The 19,723-nt window shown below is 39.0% G+C and carries 19 protein-coding genes; 17 read left to right on the plus strand and 2 right to left on the minus strand.

The window, feature by feature from the left end; translation table 11 throughout:
* Positions 1-26 precede the first annotated feature (26 nt).
* The 5 genes from ACX9YW_RS16120 to ACX9YW_RS16140 all read left to right on the plus strand — a co-directional run bounded on the left by ACX9YW_RS16120 (position 27) and on the right by ACX9YW_RS16140 (position 5,798).
* Positions 27-1,568, plus strand: a complete 1,542-nt coding sequence (locus ACX9YW_RS16120; protein WP_460348252.1) for a xanthine permease — start codon at positions 27-29, stop codon at positions 1,566-1,568.
* A gap of 23 nt (positions 1,569-1,591) precedes the next feature.
* Complete coding sequence (locus ACX9YW_RS16125; RefSeq protein WP_460348255.1) at positions 1,592-2,041, plus strand: nucleoside deaminase; 450 nt, start codon at positions 1,592-1,594, stop codon at positions 2,039-2,041.
* A 137-nt stretch (positions 2,042-2,178) separates the two neighbouring features.
* On the plus strand, positions 2,179-3,342 hold the full coding sequence (locus ACX9YW_RS16130; RefSeq protein WP_460348258.1) for an ankyrin repeat domain-containing protein: 1,164 nt from the start codon (positions 2,179-2,181) through the stop codon (positions 3,340-3,342).
* 28 nt (positions 3,343-3,370) lie between these two features.
* Positions 3,371-4,321, plus strand: coding sequence for a carbamate kinase (gene arcC / locus ACX9YW_RS16135; protein ID WP_460348261.1), 951 nt, complete (start codon positions 3,371-3,373; stop codon positions 4,319-4,321).
* A 175-nt stretch (positions 4,322-4,496) separates the two neighbouring features.
* On the plus strand, positions 4,497-5,798 hold the full coding sequence (locus ACX9YW_RS16140; RefSeq protein WP_460348264.1) for a purine/pyrimidine permease: 1,302 nt from the start codon (positions 4,497-4,499) through the stop codon (positions 5,796-5,798).
* A 48-nt stretch (positions 5,799-5,846) separates the two neighbouring features.
* Here ACX9YW_RS16140 and ACX9YW_RS16145 read toward each other — a convergent pair whose 3' ends face one another.
* On the minus strand, positions 5,847-7,091 hold the full coding sequence (locus tag ACX9YW_RS16145; RefSeq protein WP_460348267.1) for a M20 family metallo-hydrolase: 1,245 nt from the start codon (positions 7,089-7,091) through the stop codon (positions 5,847-5,849).
* Positions 7,092-7,279: 188 nt separating this feature from the next.
* Here ACX9YW_RS16145 and ACX9YW_RS16150 point away from each other — a divergent pair, with 188 nt between their 5' ends.
* The 7 genes from ACX9YW_RS16150 to ACX9YW_RS16180 all read left to right on the plus strand — a co-directional run bounded on the left by ACX9YW_RS16150 (position 7,280) and on the right by ACX9YW_RS16180 (position 15,512).
* Positions 7,280-8,560, plus strand: coding sequence for an L-cysteine desulfidase family protein (locus tag ACX9YW_RS16150; RefSeq protein ID WP_460348270.1), 1,281 nt, complete (start codon positions 7,280-7,282; stop codon positions 8,558-8,560).
* Between the two features lie 135 nt (positions 8,561-8,695).
* On the plus strand, positions 8,696-10,144 hold the full coding sequence (locus tag ACX9YW_RS16155; RefSeq protein WP_460348273.1) for an HD-GYP domain-containing protein: 1,449 nt from the start codon (positions 8,696-8,698) through the stop codon (positions 10,142-10,144).
* Between the two features lie 41 nt (positions 10,145-10,185).
* Positions 10,186-11,325, plus strand: coding sequence for a glycerate kinase family protein (locus ACX9YW_RS16160; RefSeq protein WP_460348276.1), 1,140 nt, complete (start codon positions 10,186-10,188; stop codon positions 11,323-11,325).
* 205 nt (positions 11,326-11,530) lie between these two features.
* Positions 11,531-11,878, plus strand: a complete 348-nt coding sequence (locus tag ACX9YW_RS16165; protein WP_460348279.1) for a metal-sensitive transcriptional regulator — start codon at positions 11,531-11,533, stop codon at positions 11,876-11,878.
* A gap of 48 nt (positions 11,879-11,926) precedes the next feature.
* Positions 11,927-12,133, plus strand: coding sequence for a copper chaperone CopZ (gene copZ, locus ACX9YW_RS16170; protein ID WP_460348282.1), 207 nt, complete (start codon positions 11,927-11,929; stop codon positions 12,131-12,133).
* 82 nt (positions 12,134-12,215) lie between these two features.
* Entirely contained in the window at positions 12,216-14,630 is a 2,415-nt protein-coding gene (locus tag ACX9YW_RS16175) for a heavy metal translocating P-type ATPase (protein ID WP_460348285.1), read from the plus strand.
* Between the two features lie 12 nt (positions 14,631-14,642).
* Positions 14,643-15,512 (plus strand): DUF8832 domain-containing protein, encoded by an 870-nt coding sequence (locus ACX9YW_RS16180; protein WP_460348288.1) that lies wholly within the window; start codon positions 14,643-14,645, stop codon positions 15,510-15,512.
* Between the two features lie 37 nt (positions 15,513-15,549).
* Here the strand turns inward: ACX9YW_RS16180 and ACX9YW_RS16185 are convergent, their stop codons facing one another.
* Complete coding sequence (locus ACX9YW_RS16185) at positions 15,550-16,440, minus strand: selenium metabolism-associated LysR family transcriptional regulator (RefSeq protein ID WP_460348291.1); 891 nt, start codon at positions 16,438-16,440, stop codon at positions 15,550-15,552.
* Between the two features lie 170 nt (positions 16,441-16,610).
* Between ACX9YW_RS16185 and ACX9YW_RS16190 the strand changes: the two genes are divergently transcribed.
* The 5 genes from ACX9YW_RS16190 to ACX9YW_RS16210 are packed head-to-tail and all read left to right on the plus strand — an operon-like array spanning position 16,611 to position 19,617.
* Positions 16,611-16,847, plus strand: coding sequence for a sulfurtransferase TusA family protein (locus tag ACX9YW_RS16190; RefSeq protein WP_460348293.1), 237 nt, complete (start codon positions 16,611-16,613; stop codon positions 16,845-16,847).
* Between the two features lie 27 nt (positions 16,848-16,874).
* Positions 16,875-17,237, plus strand: coding sequence for a DsrE family protein (locus ACX9YW_RS16195; RefSeq protein WP_460348295.1), 363 nt, complete (start codon positions 16,875-16,877; stop codon positions 17,235-17,237).
* A gap of 14 nt (positions 17,238-17,251) precedes the next feature.
* Complete coding sequence (locus ACX9YW_RS16200; RefSeq protein ID WP_460348297.1) at positions 17,252-17,965, plus strand: sulfurtransferase TusA family protein; 714 nt, start codon at positions 17,252-17,254, stop codon at positions 17,963-17,965.
* Positions 17,966-17,982: 17 nt separating this feature from the next.
* The gene (locus ACX9YW_RS16205; protein WP_460348299.1) at positions 17,983-19,164 is read left to right on the plus strand and encodes a vitamin-B12 independent methionine synthase; all 1,182 of its coding nucleotides are present in this window, start codon (positions 17,983-17,985) and stop codon (positions 19,162-19,164) included.
* Complete coding sequence (locus ACX9YW_RS16210) at positions 19,165-19,617, plus strand: OsmC family protein (RefSeq protein WP_460348301.1); 453 nt, start codon at positions 19,165-19,167, stop codon at positions 19,615-19,617.
* The last annotated feature ends 106 nt before the right edge of the window (positions 19,618-19,723 follow it).

Consider the following 19,723-nt stretch of genomic DNA (forward strand, 5'->3'; position numbering starts at 1 on the left):
AATAATACATTTTAAGGAGAATTCTTATGGGAAAAGTAGCTTTTTGGAAAAAAGGAGACATTGCTGCTTCCTTCGGTTTGTTCGTTAATGTTTTGACAGACTTTTTGGTTATGATCTCACTACTAATCGGTGTAGTTGGCATGCCAGCAGAGTTTGTTTTTAAACGAATTGTTCCTGGCTTTGGATTTGCGGTATTGATATCCGGTACTATTTTTGCTTATTTTGCCTATAAATTAGCTAAGAAAACAGGTAGAACAGATATTACCGCACTACCATCAGGTTCTAGTTCACCTGGTATTTTTCTTATCGTATTTGTCATTATGCTTCCTTTATATCATCAAACACAGGATGCTGTTTTTACAACATCAGTCGCTGTGCTTTGGGGCTTTGTTGAGGCTTCCATTTTATTTGTAGGTGCATTTATAGGTGAAACAATTAGAAAGATCGTCCCAAGAACTGTATTGCTAGCAGCCCTGGCAGGTTTGGCATTTGTTTTCTTAGGAATGAACCCAATGCTTCAATCTTTTGAAATGCCTGTAGTGGCATTTGTTGCATTAATCATTATTTTTATGAACTGGTTAAGTAAACATCCAATATTTAGAAAAATTCCTACAGGTTTATTATTGATCGTAATAGGAACTGCCATTGCTTGGATCGCTGGATATCAAAATCCTGCTGATGTTACGGAAGCTCTAAAGTCATTTGGCTTTAATCCTCCAATGTTGCATTTAAATGGGCTTTTCGACCATATGGAAGCCGCTTTGCCATATTTATTGACTGCTATACCTCTAGGGTTATCAAACTTCATTTTTAATCTAGAAAACGTTGAAGCTGCTGCAGTTGTTGGAGATGAATACAATACTAGAGACGTTATGATTGCAAACGGTTTTTCTACTTTAGTAGGTGGCCTTTGTGGTAACCCATTCCCTGTAACCGTATATGTTGGTCATGCTGGTTGGAAAGAAGTTGGTGCAGGTTTAGGCTATTCCATTGCTAGTTCTGTTGCCATATTCTTATTATCGATTTTCAGTCTAATGGGTCTTTTACTTGCTGTAGTTCCAATTGCTGCTATTGTTCCGATGCTCGTGTTTATTGCGATTGTAACAGGGCATCAAGTTGTGAAAGAAAGTCCGAAATTTGAAGCTCCGGCAATCTTTGTTTGTTTCTTCCCATGGGTTGCGAACTGGGCACTAGTTGCTGTGAATAATGCACTTTCAGCTGCTGGTATGTCTGTGGGAGATGCTGCCAATCAAGTTTCTTCAGGTGCTCTGCATAATGCCGGACTTTTCTACGATGGTTTGCTTGCTCTAGGTAATGGTGCTCCTATTACTAGTGTACTTTGGGGGTGTATAGCGGTATTTACCATCCGTAACACGCCTATTGGTGGCATCATAGCCGCAGTGCTGGGAGCCGTGTTAACTTTTGTTGGTGCCATTCATACAAGTACTCTTGGAATTGCACAAGCGACTGCTATGCCTTTCGTTTGGGGATATTTACTAATTGCAGCGTTTTTAGTTTATAAACTCTATGTAAATAAGAAAGAAAATATTGGTCCTGTTACAGAGTAATACTGAATTGGAGGAATCTTATTATGGATTATATGAAATTAGCCGCAGAAGCAACGACTGTTGGTATGGCAAACAAAGTTGGTGGACCATTTGGTGCAACCATTGTACGAGGTGATGAAATTATCGCTGTCGTAAGCAATACAATGATGAGAGATACTGATCCATCTGCTCATGCTGAAATGGTTGCGATACGTGAGGCTTGTAAAAAACTTGGAACGATGGATTTGTCAGATTGTGTTATCTATGCAACTTGTGAACCTTGTCCAATGTGTGTATCTGCGATTATTTGGTCAGGTATTAAAGAAGTATATTACTGTAATACGAGTGAAGATGCTGATAAACACGGATTCTCTGATATGCATTTACGTAAGTATTTAACAGGTGAAGATAAAAGTGTTCTCAATATGGTTAAAGTGGAGCAAAGAGCAGATTGTGATGATTTGTTTGAGTTTTTCCATAAATTAAATAAATAACGTTGAATTATTATTCATCATTCTCCGGTATTGTGAACGACAATACCGGACGTATTTTTTAAATAGAATAATAGATACGTTTTACCATTTTGTATGAGCGCTAGTGATTACTAGTCATTAAAGAGGTGTAAACGATTGTGAGGACTGAAAATAAAGATCAAGAACTTATTAAGGTAAGTGAACAAGGGGATATAGAAGTAGTTTGTCAGCTCTTAGCAGAAGGGGCAAATGTTCACTTTAAGGATGCTGATGGCCGTACGGCACTAATGGCCGCAACCCAAAAAAATCATATCGAGGTTGTAAAGGTATTGTTAGAAGCCGGCAGTGATGTAAACACAAGAGATATCACCTTATTGACACCATTTATTTGTTCAGGTGCAAACGGTTTTCACGAAATACTAAGCTTAATGCTGAATTATGGTGCTGATTTAAAGAGTGTCAATCGATTCGGAGGAACAGCATTATTGCCATCCAGTGAAAAAGGCTATTTAAAAACGGTACAAAGATGCTTAGATGCTGGTATACCAGTAAACCATGCAAACGACTTAGGTTGGTCTGCGTTACTAGAGTCAGTTATTTTAGGGAACGGTGGGCGTCTTTATTCTGACGTAATTGAATTACTTGTTGAGGCAGGCGCGGATATAAATTTGCCAGATCGGGATGGGAAGTCTTCGCTTCAGCACGCAATTGAACTAAAGCAGGCTAAGGTTGTGCAAATTTTAAAGAAACAATATGTTGAAAGTAATGAAAATATCAAGCAAGCAAAATCGGATGCACGAGCTGACCAATATGAGAAAGCAACAGCTTTAATCGATAAAGCTCTGGAAAGCGATCAGAAAAACCTTGATTTAATCTACTATAAAGGGCATTTCCTCCAGGAATTAAAGAGATATGAAGAAGCGCTAGAACAGTATCAAAATGCCTTGGCTATTGATCCCAATGACTTAGATTTCTATTTTTATACTGCTAATTGCTTACGATTAATGAAAAAATCCGAAGAAGCCTTAGCTGAATACGATAAGGCAGTTGCCTTAGATCCTAATGATACGTTCTATCTATATCATAAATCAAATTATTTAAGAGAGCTTGGCAGACATGAAGAGGCAGTGCAGGCAATGAATCAATTATTAACCATAATGCCGAATCGCTATGATTTCTCTTTCCATAAAGCCAATAGCTTAAGATCTTTAGGAAGACACGAAGAGGCGATTAAAGCAATTGAAAATGCGATTGCCAATGACCCGACAAATCCTTTATATCATTCTCATAAACAAAAATCGATAGAATTACTCGGAAATTAAAAAATAATACCAATTAGGAGGTTAAAAAGTGGAAAAAGTAGTTATCGTTGCTATCGGAGGCAACTCATTAGTTCGTGATAACGGACGTGACTCCGTTCAAGATCAATATGAAGCAGTTGTCGAAACGGCAGTTAATATAGCTGATATGGTTGAGCAAGGCTATAACGTAGTTGTAACACATGGCAATGGACCTCAGGTAGGCTTTGGACTTAGACGATCAGAAATTGCCAATGAAGTAGCAGGAATGCCAGAAGTTCCGCTTGTGAATTGTGGTGCAGATACACAAGGTGGAATCGGCTATCAAATTCAACAAGCCTTAACGAATGAGTTTGCTAAAAGGGGTATTAACAAAAAAGTAGCTACTGTGATTACTCAGGTGGAAGTAAGCAAGGATGACCCGAATTTTATCAATCCAACAAAACCTGTAGGATCCTTTTTTACATTAGAACAAGCAGAAGAAATGAAAAAAGATCATCCAGATTGGGTTTTCATTGAAGATTCCGGCCGTGGTTATAGACGTGTTGTCCCTTCTCCAAAACCTATTGATATTGTGGAAAAGGAAGCCATTAAAACATTAATAGAGTCTGGATTTGTTGTCATCGCGGTTGGCGGTGGCGGGATTCCAGTTGTGAAATCGGATAATAATACCTACCAAGGTATTGATGCTGTTATTGATAAAGACTTTGCTACTAGTCTATTAGCCGAGCAAATTAAAGCTGATGCATTAATCATTACAACCGGTGTATCAAGAGTATGTATTAACTTTGGTAAACCAAATCAAAAAGCGTTAGAAAAGATTACAATTGAAGAAACAAAACAATATGTTGCTGAAGGTCACTTCCCACCTGGAAGTATGCTACCAAAAATTGAAGCGAGCTTAAGCTTTTTAGAGAACAATGGCTCTAGAGTCATTATTACAAATCCTGAAAGCTTAAAAGCAGCTATTAATGAGGAAGCTGGAACTCATATTGTTGCGTAATCAATAGTTGTGCAAATTGCCTAAACGGATCCTTCCATTTTTGGTTATTTTGAACATATTCTAGTTTTATGCAAATTGTACAATGAAAATAAATATTTTTCTATCCGGCTCTTTATTGTTTAGGGCCGGATTTCATTTTAACCAGAAGAATAAATCGGAAGGTGCAAGTTACAATATGATTAAACAGAATAAATTCTTAAGTACTTTTCAATGGTTTATCTTCTTACTTGTGAACTCTATTGCCCTTCCAATTGTTATCGGCAATGTGTTCCAACTGACATCGTCTGAAATATCGGAACTTATGCAACGAATGTTTTTTATCGTAGGGCTCAGTTCATTTATCCAAGCGAAATTTGGCCACCGCTTTCCCCTTGCAGATGGACCAGCAGGTTCTTGGGTGAGCATCTTTGTCATTTATGCTTCTATTGGACAGCAACAGGGACTCACCATGCAAAACAGTTTGCAGATTCTTTCCGGGGGCATCATCATCGCAGGCTTGCTTTTATTACTATTGGGAATGACTAAACAGGTGCAGAGATTGCTATTTCTATTTACTCCCATCGTGACGGGAATTTTTCTATTCATCTTAGCAGTCCAGTTAAGTGTCGTTTTTATTAGTGGAATGATGCCCAAAAACAGTGAAACAGGACAAATCGATCTATTGAGCTTTTTGTTAGCCTTACTTGTTGTCGTTATGATTGTTCTTTTTATAACTAAAGGGAAAAGTTGGCTTAAAAGTTATGCCATCCTTATAGGCATTTTTTGGGGTTGGACTGTATTTCTGTGTTTCGGAAAAGTTAATTCAACCATTTCCAATGGGGGGGAATTGTTAAAATTACCATCGCCTTTTGCCTGGGGATTCCCAGAATTTAATGGTGGCATGATGATTACAGTCATTTTATTTACTCTATTACTAATTTCAAACACAATAGCTGCTATTTCTGCAGCTGGGGAAGTAATCACCACTGAGAAGAACATAATAAGGGAAAAGCTGGTTACTGGAACATTTGTAGGAGGAGTTTCGCATCTTTTGGCTGCTATCTTTTCCACAATAGCGGTCGTACCTATACCTGCAACTGCTGGATTTGTAAAAATAACAAAGCAATACAAGATTCAACCTTTTCTCTTTGCATGTGGAATCTTAATGATTGTTTCCATGTTCCCAGGCATTGTGGGATTTATGGCATCACTTCCGTTACCTGTTGCAAGTGCGGTACTATTAGCAACTTTAATTGATATGTTTAAAATCTCCCTTCGTTCTATGAAAAAGCAAGCCTTAAATAGCCGTACTATTATCATTATTGGAATTTCATTATTATTAGGAATAGGTATTATGTTTGAACCAAATGAGATGTTAAATAACCTACCGAATTTTATTCAGTTTTTTGTAAAGAACGGTTTAATAATGGGTACGTTTGTAGCCATTTTACTGGAACAGTTATGGAAGGTAAAAGATCATAACAATCAGGCTTCATGAAAAAACGTCAGTACACAATGTACTGACGTTTTCGATTTAATCAATTATTTACTGAACCCCATTTGCTCTCGCATAAATAAGTACAGCTTCCTCCAACAAATCAATTCCCAATATAATGTCTTCTAATTCGGTATGTTCATCAGGATGATGGCTTAATCCATCAACTGAGGGGATAAAGATTAATCCAACTGGTCCGAGTCTTGTCATATTCATCGCATCGTGCCCAGCTCCACTATGCATATATTGATAGGATAGATTCATCTTTTGACAAATTTCCTCAATTGATTCCATCAATTCGGATGAAAGCAGCACAGGTTCCTCGCAGCTAATTTCCTGGGACACAATTTTCAGCTTCCGCTTTTCTTCTATATTAGTAATGGTTTGAAATAAATCATCAACTACTCTTTGTCGTGATGCAACAGATGTTGACCGTAAATCAACTTTTACCTCTACTTCACCAGGAACGACGTTCATCGCACCAGCTAGAACGTCTATTATCCCAACTGTAGCAACCGTCTCGTATTCCTGCTCGTTTAATGCCGCTTTCTCTAGCTCTAAAGCAATTTCTGCAGCACCAAGAAGGGCATCATTTCTCATAGCCATAGGGGTAGTTCCAGAATGGGATGCCTTACCATTTATTTTTAATAGAAACCGTACAGGAGCCGCAATTCCAGTAACAATTCCAATCTTTTTCTGATTGTTTTCAAGAACAGGTCCCTGCTCTATATGTAATTCAAAAAATGCCTTGAATTTTTCACCGACTCTGCTCGCAGATTCGATGCAATCATAATCAAGAGCACATAACTCAAATGCTTTTTCCATCGTAATGCCATCTCGATCTTTTAATAGACGATATTTTTCTTTATTAATTAAACCTACCATCGCCTTACTTCCCACTGTCGATACACCAAATCGGGAAGATTCCTCACAGGCAAAAGAAATGATTTCGATAGGATGGTCTGTTACAATCCCCTTTTCATTCAAGCGCTTGATAACTTCAAGAGCAGCGGTTACTCCGACAACACCATCATACTTTCCACCTTGATATACCGTATCCAAATGAGACCCCATCACAACTGGTGGCAATCCTTTTATTTTTCCTTCTCTTCTGGCAATTAAGTTTCCACACGGGTCAAGTTTGATTTCTAGATTTTCTGCCTTACATAACCTGATAAACGCATGGGTACATGCTTGTTCTTCGTTTGTATAGGCAACCCTAGTAATCCCTTTTGTACCTGAATTATATTGATTCAGGTTATCAAGCAATGTTTTATATCGAACTGTTTTATTCATTCCCCATCACCTTTAATCATTAATAGTACCAATTGAAAAGGCTAAAATATTATTATAACGAATTGAAATCGATATGAATAGGATGAAATCTGAAAACTCTCAAAATAAGCTCTTTTCATAGCAATTTATTATTTAGCCAAGTATAATTTTAGCAAACGGTTACATTTTTTCGGACAAAGGGGATAAACATGGACCAGCAAAAAATAGTCAATATATTAGAACAGGAATTAGTCATAGCTTTAGGTTGCACTGAACCTGTTGCGATTGCATTAGCAGCTGCATCAGCTAAAAAATATCTTTCCGGTCAAGTAGAGGGTCTTCAAGTAAAGGTAAGCGGAAACATATTAAAAAATGCGAAAGCTGTTGGGATTCCAGGAATGAAGTCAACAGGAATTGATTTTGCAGCGGCAATTGGTTTCGTTGCCGGTAATCCTGATAAAAAGCTAGAAGTGTTGGAAAACATTACAGATCAGGATGAGGAAATAGCGAAACAGTTAATACAAAAAGGAATCATTTCTGTTTCTATCTCTGAGTCACCAAAAAAACTATATATAGAAGTAGTCGCAACATCTGAAATAGACACGATAAAGGTTGTCATCGCCGACAATCACACCAATATTGAATCAATAGAAAGAAACGGCCAACTATTGTATCAAGGGGGGTGTGAGCATATTGGGATTCTCTCAGATCCTGATTTATTGACTGATTTAACGATCACAACAATCTTTGATTTTATTAAAACTGTACAGATAGATGAGCTATATCTTGTGAAAAAGAGCATTGAGTTGAATAAGGCGATCGGTCTTGAAGGTTTGGCCAATTCCTACGGATTAAGCGTCGGAAAAACGATAAAAGAAAATGTTGAAAAGGGTTACTTATCTGATGATCTTGCTACTAGAGCGATGTCGCTTGCAGCCGCGGGATCTGATGCTAGAATGGCTGGGAGCACAATGCCGGTTATGGCGAATACGGGTAGTGGAAATCAGGGCATAGCGGTAACGCTTCCTGTAGTGGCGGTTGCTGAGAAATTAAATGTCGATGAGGAAACAATGATTAGAGCAGTTGCTTTAAGTCATTTACTGACAATTCATATTAAATCAAAGTTTGGTAGACTTTCAGCGTTATGCGGGGTAACAGCAGCCGGAATGGGAGCAAGTGGAGCGATTGCTTATCTCCTTGGCGGTGAACTTAATGAAGTAGAAGCAGCTGTTCAAAATACAATTGGCAATGTGACCGGGATGATTTGTGATGGAGCGAAAGCTGGTTGTGCCATGAAGGTTTCTACCTGTTCCAACGTAGCGGTCCAATCAGCCCTCCTTGCAATGAATCAGAAAAAAATCCAGTCCACGGATGGGTTTATTCATAATAATGTTGAAAAAAGCATCGAAAGTTTCTGTAAACTTGGAAACCAAGGGACGCTGCAAACGGATAAACTAATATTAGAATTAATGTTAGAAGAAAAAGAATAGAAAGGAGTGGCAAATTTCATGTCGAAATTTGCCACTTTTCTAATTATTTTGTCAATATATAGTTTTCTACTATTAAGAATTATGCTAATATAAAGTCATTCTTTTTCATTTTTATACATTTCTGGGGGAAATTGCGTGAGAAGGCATAGGCTTTTTGGTCCAATATTAGCGATGATATTTCCGTATTTATTTTTTGAAAGCTTAAGATCTGGTTTGTTTGTAGATCCCAACTTACCAATGCCTTTTGGTCATTTTTATATTGTAACAGCAGTATCTTTACTTGCGACATTTTTTGCCATAGCTATTGGGTTCGTTGGTTACAGACTAAGAAATATTAAGATTACTTTTCTATCATTGGCCTTCATTTCCTTAGCGCAATTGTTTGCGATTCACGGGTTATCAACACCAAATTTTATACTAGAGATGTCTCACCTACCAAGTGTTGCTGCCCAATTAAGCATGGTGTTAGCGACGATTTGGCTTTGGCTTTCTTCCTTATCAACCGATAATAAAATAGTTGTCTTTTTTTTACGAAGAATACAACGTTTGTTGCCAATCTGGATATTAATGTTAATGGTATTTGGTGTAGTTACGATGCTAAACCCTCATATTGTGGACTTTATCCCGTTAACCGTTAGGCCATTAAACTATATAGTTATGCTTATGACGATTGTGTTAAATCTCATTACAATGTTTCGCTACTATCAGTCGTATCGGTTTACAAGATTTTCATTGCAAATATCGATTGTCTACAGTACAGGATGGTTAATTGTCTCACAAATTATCATGATCAACGGTGAATTGTGGAAGTTAAGCTGGTGGTTATACCATTTCTTATTGCTTGCTTCAATGATTGTTATGCTGGTTGGATTAAAAAATCAATATGTTGAAAAAGGTACTTTATCAGCTGCGCTGAAAGCAATATTTACCAATGACCTTCTTGAAAGAATCACAAGTAGCGTTTCTCCAAGTGTTAGAAAGCTTGTTATGAAAACAGAGGAAAAGGACCTTTATACAGTTGGTCATACATACCGGGTAACGATGTATGCATTAAAATTAGCGGAAGCTCTTCGGCTAAACCCTGAGCAGCTCCGTGCTATCGCTCAAGGGACTCTTCTTCATGATGTTGGGAAAATAAGAATCCCTGATTCCATATTAAATAAACCGGGCAGATTATCTCCAGAGGAGCGAATCGTCATTGAGCAGCATCCTTTATATGGCTATGAAATGTGCCGAGATATTGGGTTTATGAAAGAAGAAATGAGCATCATTAGATCTCATCATGAAAAATGGGATGGGTCAGGATACCCCGATAGACTAGAGAGAGAGAAAATACCTTTTCTTGCAAGAGTTGTGGCCGTTGTAGATGTTTATGATGCACTTACCTCTGATCGTTCCTATCGGAAAGCATGGACACATGAAGAAGCAATGAAATTCATCGAGGGACAAAAAGGAGTTCATTTTGACCCAAGATGTGTAGAAGCATGGAGGATACTCTGTGAGCGTGATCCTTCTGTCTATCTCTACCCATCCCAAACGATAAAGGAAGATAGCTCAGCCAATTTATTAATGCAATTATACTAGTTGAAAATATGAGTGTGTATATTGAAAAGGGACGAGCGTAAATGAAATTTATCTTGGCTCCAGATTCATTTAAAGAGAGTATGACAGCTAAAAAAGCCGCATTAGCCATGGAGGAGGGAATTCGTCGGGTCTATCCTGAAGCGGAATGTGTTATCGTTCCAATGGCTGATGGTGGGGAAGGAACCGTTCAATCATTAGTTGACGGACTGAATGGTGTTATCAAAAAGGTCGAGGTGATCGGTCCACTAGGAGAAAAGGTCATCGCTGAATACGGCTTGCTTGGCAACGGAGAAGCAGCGGTCATCGAGATGGCAAGCGCGAGTGGGCTTGAATTAATTAAAAAAGAGAATCGTAACCCACTGCTCACCACTACATATGGAACGGGTGAACTAATTAAACTTGCTCTGGATGATGGTGTTAAAAATATTTTAATTGGTATTGGCGGTAGTGCCACGAACGATGGTGGAGTCGGAATGCTGCAAGCACTTGGGGTATCCTTTAAAGATAAGGCGGGTGTAGAACTGGGATTTGGTGGCGGGGCAATTGGCCAACTTCAATCCATTGATTTAAGCGGTTTAGATAGGAGATTGGCAGATGTTAACATTGAAGTCGCCTGCGATGTATCGAATCCGTTAATTGGGGAAAGTGGGGCTTCCTATATTTTCGGACCTCAAAAAGGAGCCACACCTGATGTAGTAAAGCAATTAGACCAAAATCTGGCTCATTTTGCCGAAATGATTAAGGCTAGGATTGGAATCGATATTGCCAATGTAGAAGGTTCAGGTGCTGCTGGTGGGTTAGGGGCAGGATTATTAGCATTTCTTAATGCAGAGCTGAAAAAAGGAATTCATCTTGTCATTAAATATACAGATTTAATAAACAAAATGGCCGGTGCTGACTATGTTTTTACGGGTGAAGGCAGTATCGACGGGCAAACAATGTATGGAAAAACTCCTTTCGGTGTAGCCACAGTAGCTATAGAGTTGGGGGTTCCGGTGATCGCGTTTGCAGGTAGAATAGGTGAAAACGCTCGGGACCTATATGACCATGGGTTCACCGCTATTGTCGGGATTCTCAAAGAGCCCTCCACAATTGAAGAGGCATTAGCCAGTGGTCCCATCAACCTAGCACACGCAGCGGAAAATGTTTGCCGTATTATAAAAATTAACAAACTTTATTAAGTCGGTGTTGCGTGTGCAGCATCGGCTTTTAACTATTTAGCGGTAAAGAAAGTTGCTAAAATCCCCATCACTTGTATGGGAGTCCGATTCCATGTTTCAATCTCAAAATGGTGGCATTTAACTCTAAAAAATTCAAAAAAAATACAAATTCAACACTTTACATACCGTACAGGGGTATAATATAATAAAACAAAGGAGGGAAGATATGGCAACTGAATTTGATAATAATGAAAATCTAGATGGAGAGGAATCATGCTGTTCTACATCCAGCGAACGCAAAAGTCACCACTCCGATAAAGTTAAAAGCAATTTAATTACCCGACTTAATCGAATCGAAGGCCAAATTCGGGGGATAAAAGGATTGATTGAAAAGGACACTTATTGTGATGATGTCATTACCCAAATCTCTGCCACACAGTCTGCCCTCAACAGTGTTGCAAAAGTTTTGCTAGAAGGTCATCTAAAAAGCTGTGTTGTTGAACGAATTCAAGAGGGTGACATGGAAGTTGTCGATGAAATCCTGGTTACGATTCAACGACTTATGAAAAAATAAACGGCTCAATTTTTACTATAATTGCTAAAATAAAAGGGGACGATTCAAATGGAAAAAGTTACGTTAAACGTTTCAGGTATGTCATGTGGTCATTGTGTAAAAGCTGTTGAAGGCAGTGTTGGTGAACTCAAAGGAGTCTCTTCTGTAAAAGTTCATCTTGAAAACGGGACTGTTGATGTTGAATTTAGCGGTTCAGAGGTAACAGTAGAGCAAATCAAAGAAACAATCGATGATCAAGGATACGATGTTAACTAAAAGTCGAAGAGACCGTGCTAGTTCCCTAGCACGTCTCTTTTTCAGAAAAATATACCCCGTGTAGGTATAAGGAGAATCCGAAATGAGTGAAAAAGTTCAGGAAAGCCATTTTCAAATAACCGGCATGACTTGTGCAGCTTGTGCAATTAGAATTGAAAAGGGATTAAAGAAAATGGAAGGCGTCGAGGAAGCAAATGTCAACCTTGCGTTAGAAAAGGCAACCATCAAATACGATGCTGCCAAACTTGGCCCAGCAGAAATTCAGAAAAAGGTTCAAGCCCTTGGGTATGACGTAATCACGAATAAAGTTGAGTTTGATATAACCGGCATGACCTGCGCTGCATGTTCGGCGAGAATTGAAAAGGGCCTTAACAAGATGGAAGGTATCATGAATACCAATGTCAATCTCGCCTTAGAAAAAGCTACTATTGAATACAACCCATCCATATTAACACCAAAGGACATGATTCAAAAGGTTGAAAAATTAGGCTACGGGGCTACTGTCAAAAGCGACGCAAACGAACAAGATACTGTGGATAAGCGCATGAAAGAAATTGAAACACAGCAAGGGAAATTTATTTTTTCTTTGATTCTATCCTTGCCACTGTTATGGGCAATGGTGGGTCACTTTAGCTTTACGCAATTTCTTTATGTCCCTGATGCCTTCATGAACCCTTGGGTGCAAATGGCATTAGCAACACCGGTGCAATTTTATATCGGCAAGCAATTTTTTGTTGGCGCATACAAAGCATTACGAAACGGTAGTGCAAATATGGATGTCCTCGTTGTCTTAGGGACATCAGCCGCCTATTTTTACAGTGTGTACTTATCGATTTTAACCATTAATAATGGCACACATGGTGTTGGCCTTTATTTCGAAACAAGTGCCATTCTTATTACACTTATTATCCTTGGAAAACTTTTCGAAGCGAAAGCAAAAGGCAGATCATCCGAAGCAATTAAGAAGCTTATGGGCTTGCAAGCGCAAACGGCTACCGTCTTAAGAACTGGTGAAGAAACGGAGATCCCACTTGAGGATGTCGTGGTTGGTGACATCATTTTCGTCAAACCGGGTGAAAAGATTCCAGTTGATGGTGAAATCCTTGAAGGGCGGACAGCACTTGATGAATCCATGATTACCGGGGAAAGTGTTCCCGCTGACAAAACTTCTGGCGACAAAGTGATTGGAGCAACAATCAACAAAAATGGATTTATTAAAATGAAGGCAACAAAAGTTGGAAAGGACACTGCACTCGCTCAAATTATTAAGGTGGTGGAGGAAGCACAGGGATCTAAAGCACCGATTCAACGTTTGGCTGACTCCATTTCGGGAATTTTTGTTCCGATCGTTGTTGGGATAGCGATAATTACATTCTTAGTTTGGTTCTTCTTGGTGGAGCCAGGGAATTTTGCCGGGGCGCTAGAAAAAATGATTGCTGTGCTAGTGATTGCTTGCCCATGTGCGCTTGGTCTAGCTACACCGACATCAATTATGGCTGGCTCTGGTCGGGCTGCCGAATTCGGTATCCTTTTTAAAGGGGGGGAACACCTAGAAATGACACACCGTATTAATACAGTTATTCTGGATAAAACTGGTACCATTACAAATGGAGAGCCTGTTTTAACTGATGTCATTACGGAAATGAATCAAATTAGATTTCTTTCATTGGTTGGTTCGGCAGAGAAACAATCAGAGCACCCATTAGCTCAAGCGATTGTTCAAGGGATTAAAGAGAAAAATGTTCTATTAAAGGATGTTACAGATTTTGAGGCTATACCTGGTTATGGAATCAAGGCAACCGTTGAAGGTCTAGAAGTCTTAATTGGAACTCGCCGGCTTATGAAAAAATTTGATATTGAAATAGAAAATGAACTTAACTCCATGGAATCTCTCGAAAAACAAGGAAAAACAGCAATGCTTGTAGCCATCGACGGAGTTTATGCTGGAATTATTGCTGTAGCGGACACCATTAAAGAAACGTCAACTCAAGCGATTAAACGGCTTAAAGATATGGGACTTGAAGTCATCATGTTTACTGGTGACAATTACCAAACAGCTCAAGCAATTGCAAAACAAGCAGGGGTTAATCATGTGATTGCTGAAGTTTTACCTGAAGGAAAAGCAGAGGAAGTCAAAAAGCTCCAGCAGCAAGGCAAAAAAGTAGCGATGGTTGGGGATGGAATTAATGACGCTCCGGCACTTGCTGTAGCAGACATTGGTATGGCCATCGGAACTGGAACAGACGTGGCAATGGAAGCAGCAGATATTACGCTCATTCGCGGCGATCTTAACAGTATCGCTGATGCGATTTACATGAGTAAAAAAACAATCACTAATATCAAACAAAACTTATTCTGGGCATTTGCCTATAATACAATTGGAATTCCAATTGCAGCCATTGGCTTTTTAGCTCCATGGTTGGCAGGAGCTGCAATGGCATTTAGCTCAGTATCCGTTGTATTGAATGCCCTTCGTTTACAGAGAGTAAAATTATAAGGAGAAATTTATATGAAAAAATGGGCAATATCCGCAGGGGTTTATTTGCTGGTTGTTGTTGGAGCATTTTATGCATACGCCGCCAATTCGGGTGAAAACTTGAAAGAAGCAAGTCATGGAAATAGTATGGATCAACATAACTCTAAAACTGAGCATTCTGATACTGATAAAACGGAACCTAGTGATGAACATACTGGAGATAACCATGGAGATGGACATTCCGAGCATGGTGAAAACCATGGTGACAGCGAGGTCTTGGCCATGGTTCATGATGAAGCGGGCAATCTATTCATCACCTTAAAAGATAAAAGCGGTGATCCTGTATCAGACATTGAAGTAAACCATGAGAAATTAATGCATCTGATTGTGGTTAGTACCGATTTAAACGATTACTATCATTTGCATCCTGATCAGGTCGAGCCAGGAGTTTTTAAAACACCTCATACATTAACTGCCGGATCATACAAAATTTTCGTCGATATAAAACCGAAGGATTTAGCTTATCAGGTTCAACCTATTTCATTTATACTTGGTAATCCTGTCAGTAATCATGATCATAGCCATTTGCAACTAGACACTTCATTTGTGAAAAAAGTCGGTGAGCACCAGGCAACATTACAAATGACATCGCTAAAAGTAAAGGAAGCGACCGAATTAAAGTTTGATTTAAATGGGGAATTTCCCGAACAACATTTAGGAGCACTTGGGCATGTCGTTATTATAGATGAGAAGGCAAATAATTATCTTCATGTCCATCCACAGCATGGTGATAAACCAATCTTTGAAACAACATTTACGGAACCTGGAATTTATAAAATTTGGGCGGAGTTTAAGTTTGATGGTGAAGTCTTTACATTCCCATATGTAATCGAAGTTAAATAGATAGTGAAAGAAGTATGTCAAAAAAGCCATTGAATTTTCAATGGCTTTTCTTATTTAAGGTGATTGTATCAATAAACAATTTTGCCAACATGGACTGTGTTTTGTTTTTATGAATGACAAGATAAAAGTAGCGCTCCTCTGAAAAATCGGCCAATGGATGTATATGTAGTTGATTGGTTTTTACCCCCCTAGCAGCAATTTCAGAAATGATGGCAACTCCAATCCCTTCTTTCACGAATTGAATGAGGCTTTGTGAACAATCGGTGTAAGCAATAACATTTAATTTATCTAATGGAATTCGTTTCTTTTTGAAAAAACGCTCCATAATCGAATTTGTACCTGAGTCCGAATTCCTCATGATTAATGGGTAATCAATTATGGATTCCAATCGTACAGGACCATTGAAGGGAAAGGCATCCGAACTAATCAAGACTAATCGTTCCTTAAATAAAGGAAAATATTCGAGTTTGTCATTTTCATATTTTTCCCCGATTATACCTAGGTCAACAGTTCCATCTAACACTTTTTCCGAAACAATTTTTGAAGGTGCTTGGCTAATATGAAATTTCGCATTTGGATAGGTTTCCCGAAATTGCTTGACCATTTTGGGGACAAGGAATTGTCCGGGGACCGTGCTGGCACACATTCGAATTTCTCCATAAAAATCGGTCGCTTCATGATTAATGTCTAGTAGTGCCTGATCCTTTAAAAATAACAACTTTAATGCCCAATGATATAAGCGTTCCCCATAGGGGGTTAAAACACTTTCGCGTCCAATTCGATCGAACAGATTGACATTTAGTAGTTTCTCTAATGATTGAATATGGGTACTTACCGTTGACTGGCTAAGAAAAATAGCCTCAGCTGCTTTGGAAAAACTTTTATGTTCGACAACCTTCGTGAAAACATATAGTTGATGTAAATCCATAATAAACATACCTCCAAGATATTCAAAAAATCGATTGTTCTAGATAGATATGATAGATAAGTTAGATTTATCTAAGGATAGCACTTTTATATAATGAAATTGACTCCTATATTTGTATTGTTCATGACAAATATAGGGTACGTCCTTTTGTTAAAGGAGCAGGATCTAAGATGCATAAAAACCAACCAGATTTCATCTATGATGCTGGACCAACAGGTTGTGGTGAATTAATCATGAAATTGTTTCTCACCATGAAAAAAATGAAACCTGGGCAATTAATTGAAGTTATTTCCTATGATCCAGGTGCCCGTGAGGACATTCCAGCATGGTGCCGATTGCAAAGACATCAGCTGATTCTTAGGGAGGATTACGGAAAGATAAGTCATTATTTTATTAAAAAAGGATAAAAACTTACCAAATTGGAGGAATGAAAGATGTCTGGAAAATTTTTAGTGAGTATGACAAATGCGATGAATAACCCTGACAAAGCGACAGTTGGTTTTGTTGTTGCTAATGCAGCAGTTGCCTCAGGTCAAGAAACCGTTGTATTTCTTAATGTTGAAGGTGCTTATTTAGGTGCAAAGGGCTTTGCAGACGAAATTCATGAAGAGGGTTTTGCCCCTTTAAAGCAATTAATGGACCAATTTGTGGAAGCAGGAGGAACCCTTTGGGTATGCAGTCCATGTTATAAGAAGCGTAATCTCGACGAAGAGAATCTCGTAGAAGGTGCAACCATCGTCGGTGGGGCCAAATTAGTTGAGTTTCTAAGTATGGGTGCAGCTTCCATTACTTATTAATAGCGGTGAGTGCCATGTTTATTCCGCAGGCAGTATGTGATGGTGGAGATTTAGATTGTGGATCAGGTCTTTTATTAATTATTAAAAAGGCGATGGACCCCTTGCTTGATGGTGAAGTTTTAGAGGTAAAAAGTCGTGAAAGAACGGTTGCAGAAGATTTGCCAGCCTGGTGTCGGATGGTGAAACATGAGTTTCTTGGCCAACAACCAGGTGATAATACAACTTGCTATTTTATTAAAAAGGGCTCTAGCCAACAAGAATTGGAAAGCGATTTAGCTGCTGCAAAGAGCTATAATTGGTCCGTTCGCGTTCAAGGCGAAAAGGATTTAAGTGCCAAGGTTCACGCAAGAAACCATACCTTTTTCGTTGGGCAACAGGCTGATTTTAGTGTGAAAGTTAATGCACCAAGTGCGATTGATTATTTTATTGCGTCTCTTGCATCCTGTATGGTCGTAGGTTTTAAAGCACAGGCCTCAAGGCGAAATGTCGAAATCGATCAGCTTGAGGTATCGCTGAAGGGGAACTTGGAAAATGTGTTGTATCATCTGGAGCTTGATGAAGAAGGTAGTCCAAAGGTAAATAGGATCGTCGGAACCTTTTATGTCTCATCACCAGCAACAGAGGAAGTACTAAATGACATTTGGGAGAAAACAATAGCTAGATCACCAATCTATCAAACTTTAAAATCTACAATAACAATTGATATAAAACTCGCAATAGTATTTTAAAAGGAGTGGAAAATTCCATGACTTTACCGTTATTTCCAACAACTGTCATCGGAAGTTGGCCTAGATCGAAAGAAGTGCAAAGAGCCATGCGCGATAAACGTGCAGGACGAATTAGCGAGGAGGAGTTCCAAGCGATTGCAGACCAGGCTGTATTGCAGTGTTTAAAATGGCAAGAACAAGCGAGCATCGATATTGTTTCTGATGGTGAACAACGTCGCGATAATTTTATCTCGTTTGTCGCCGAGCATTTACATAATGTTCGCATGCTAATGGTTTCCGAATTGCTGGATTATGTTGAAGATAAAGCGAGCTTTGAAGAAATTTTAGGAACATTAGACGTACCGGCATTTTCGATGTCCAATCCAGCTGCTACTGGTAAAATTAGTCGAAGAAAACCATTGGCATTAAACGACTATTTGTTCCTAAAAAAACACACAAATAAAGCGATAAAGATGACTTTACCTGGTCCTTATTTGTTGACAAGGGCGATGTGGGTAGAAGGTTTATCGAAGGAAGCCTATCCAACAAAAGAAGATTTAGCGATTGATATTATTCAGGTTCTCCGCGAGGAAGTAGAGGATCTTATCGAAGCGGGGGTAGAGTTTATCCAATTTGATGAGCCAGTCTTGACTGAACTTGTATTTACGCAAAAAAATGCCAACCGTACGTTTATGTGTGGTGCTTTAACAGCCAAGGCTGATGCAGAGGAAGAAATTGCCTTTGCGCTTGACCTTATGAATCAGGTAACCGCTGGCATGCTGGAGCGTGGCTCGAAAATTGGTGTCCATGTTTGTCGTGGGAATTGGAGTACGCAGGAGCAGGTATTATTGAAGGGACCTTATGACCCACTTGTACCATACTTATCTAATGTGAAGGTTGACCAGCTTGTGCTTGAATATGCCACCCCTCGCGCTGGGGAGTTGGATGTAATCGCCGGATTTGGCGGAAAAGAACTAGGCTTTGGAATCGTTAATCCCCGTACAGAAGAAATTGAATCGGCAGAAGAAATCATCGTCCGTGTCCAAGAAGCCTTAAAACATTTGCCGGCAGAAAAAATATACTTGAACCCAGATTGCGGCTTTGGCACCTTTGCCCAAAGGCCAATGAATAGTGACGAACTTGCTTTTGAAAAATTAAAAGTAATGTCTACAGCAGCAAAAATGCTACGCGAGACAGTTACTTATAACGGAGTGAGATAAATGGAACAATTAGTTCAGTTTAAAGTAGAGGGTAAAGGAAGCGGAATGCGTTTAGATGCAATTGCTGGAAAACATACCATAGCGATCGATGAGCCAGAATCATTCGGCGGCAAGGATTCCGCCATTGACCCGTTATCAGCCTTTTTGTCATCTCTTATCGCATGTGAAAATGTGATGGCACAATTGATTGCTAAAGAAATGGCGTTCGAACTCCAAGACATATCCTTTCAAGTGTCAGGTAGTTTAGATCTTAGAGGCCTCATGGGAGACCCGCAGGTAAAACCTTATTTTAGTAAGGTAATTGTAGATGCCTTTGTTGTAACGTCTGAATCTCAAGAAAGAGTAAACGAATTACAAGAAAAGGTGGATACTCGTTGTCCAATTTATCGTACCCTTAAGGATGCTGGTATCCATGTTAAAAATAATTGGTCCAAAGTAGCTGTAATCGTATAATGAGAGAACTCCCTTCTTTTATCGAAGGGAGTTTCTTTATTTTTAGGCTTTCGTTTTCCACCATTTTAAAATATAATTATGTAAAGAGATTTCACAAAACTGTCAC

The organism is Pseudoneobacillus rhizolycopersici (genome assembly GCF_054786815.1).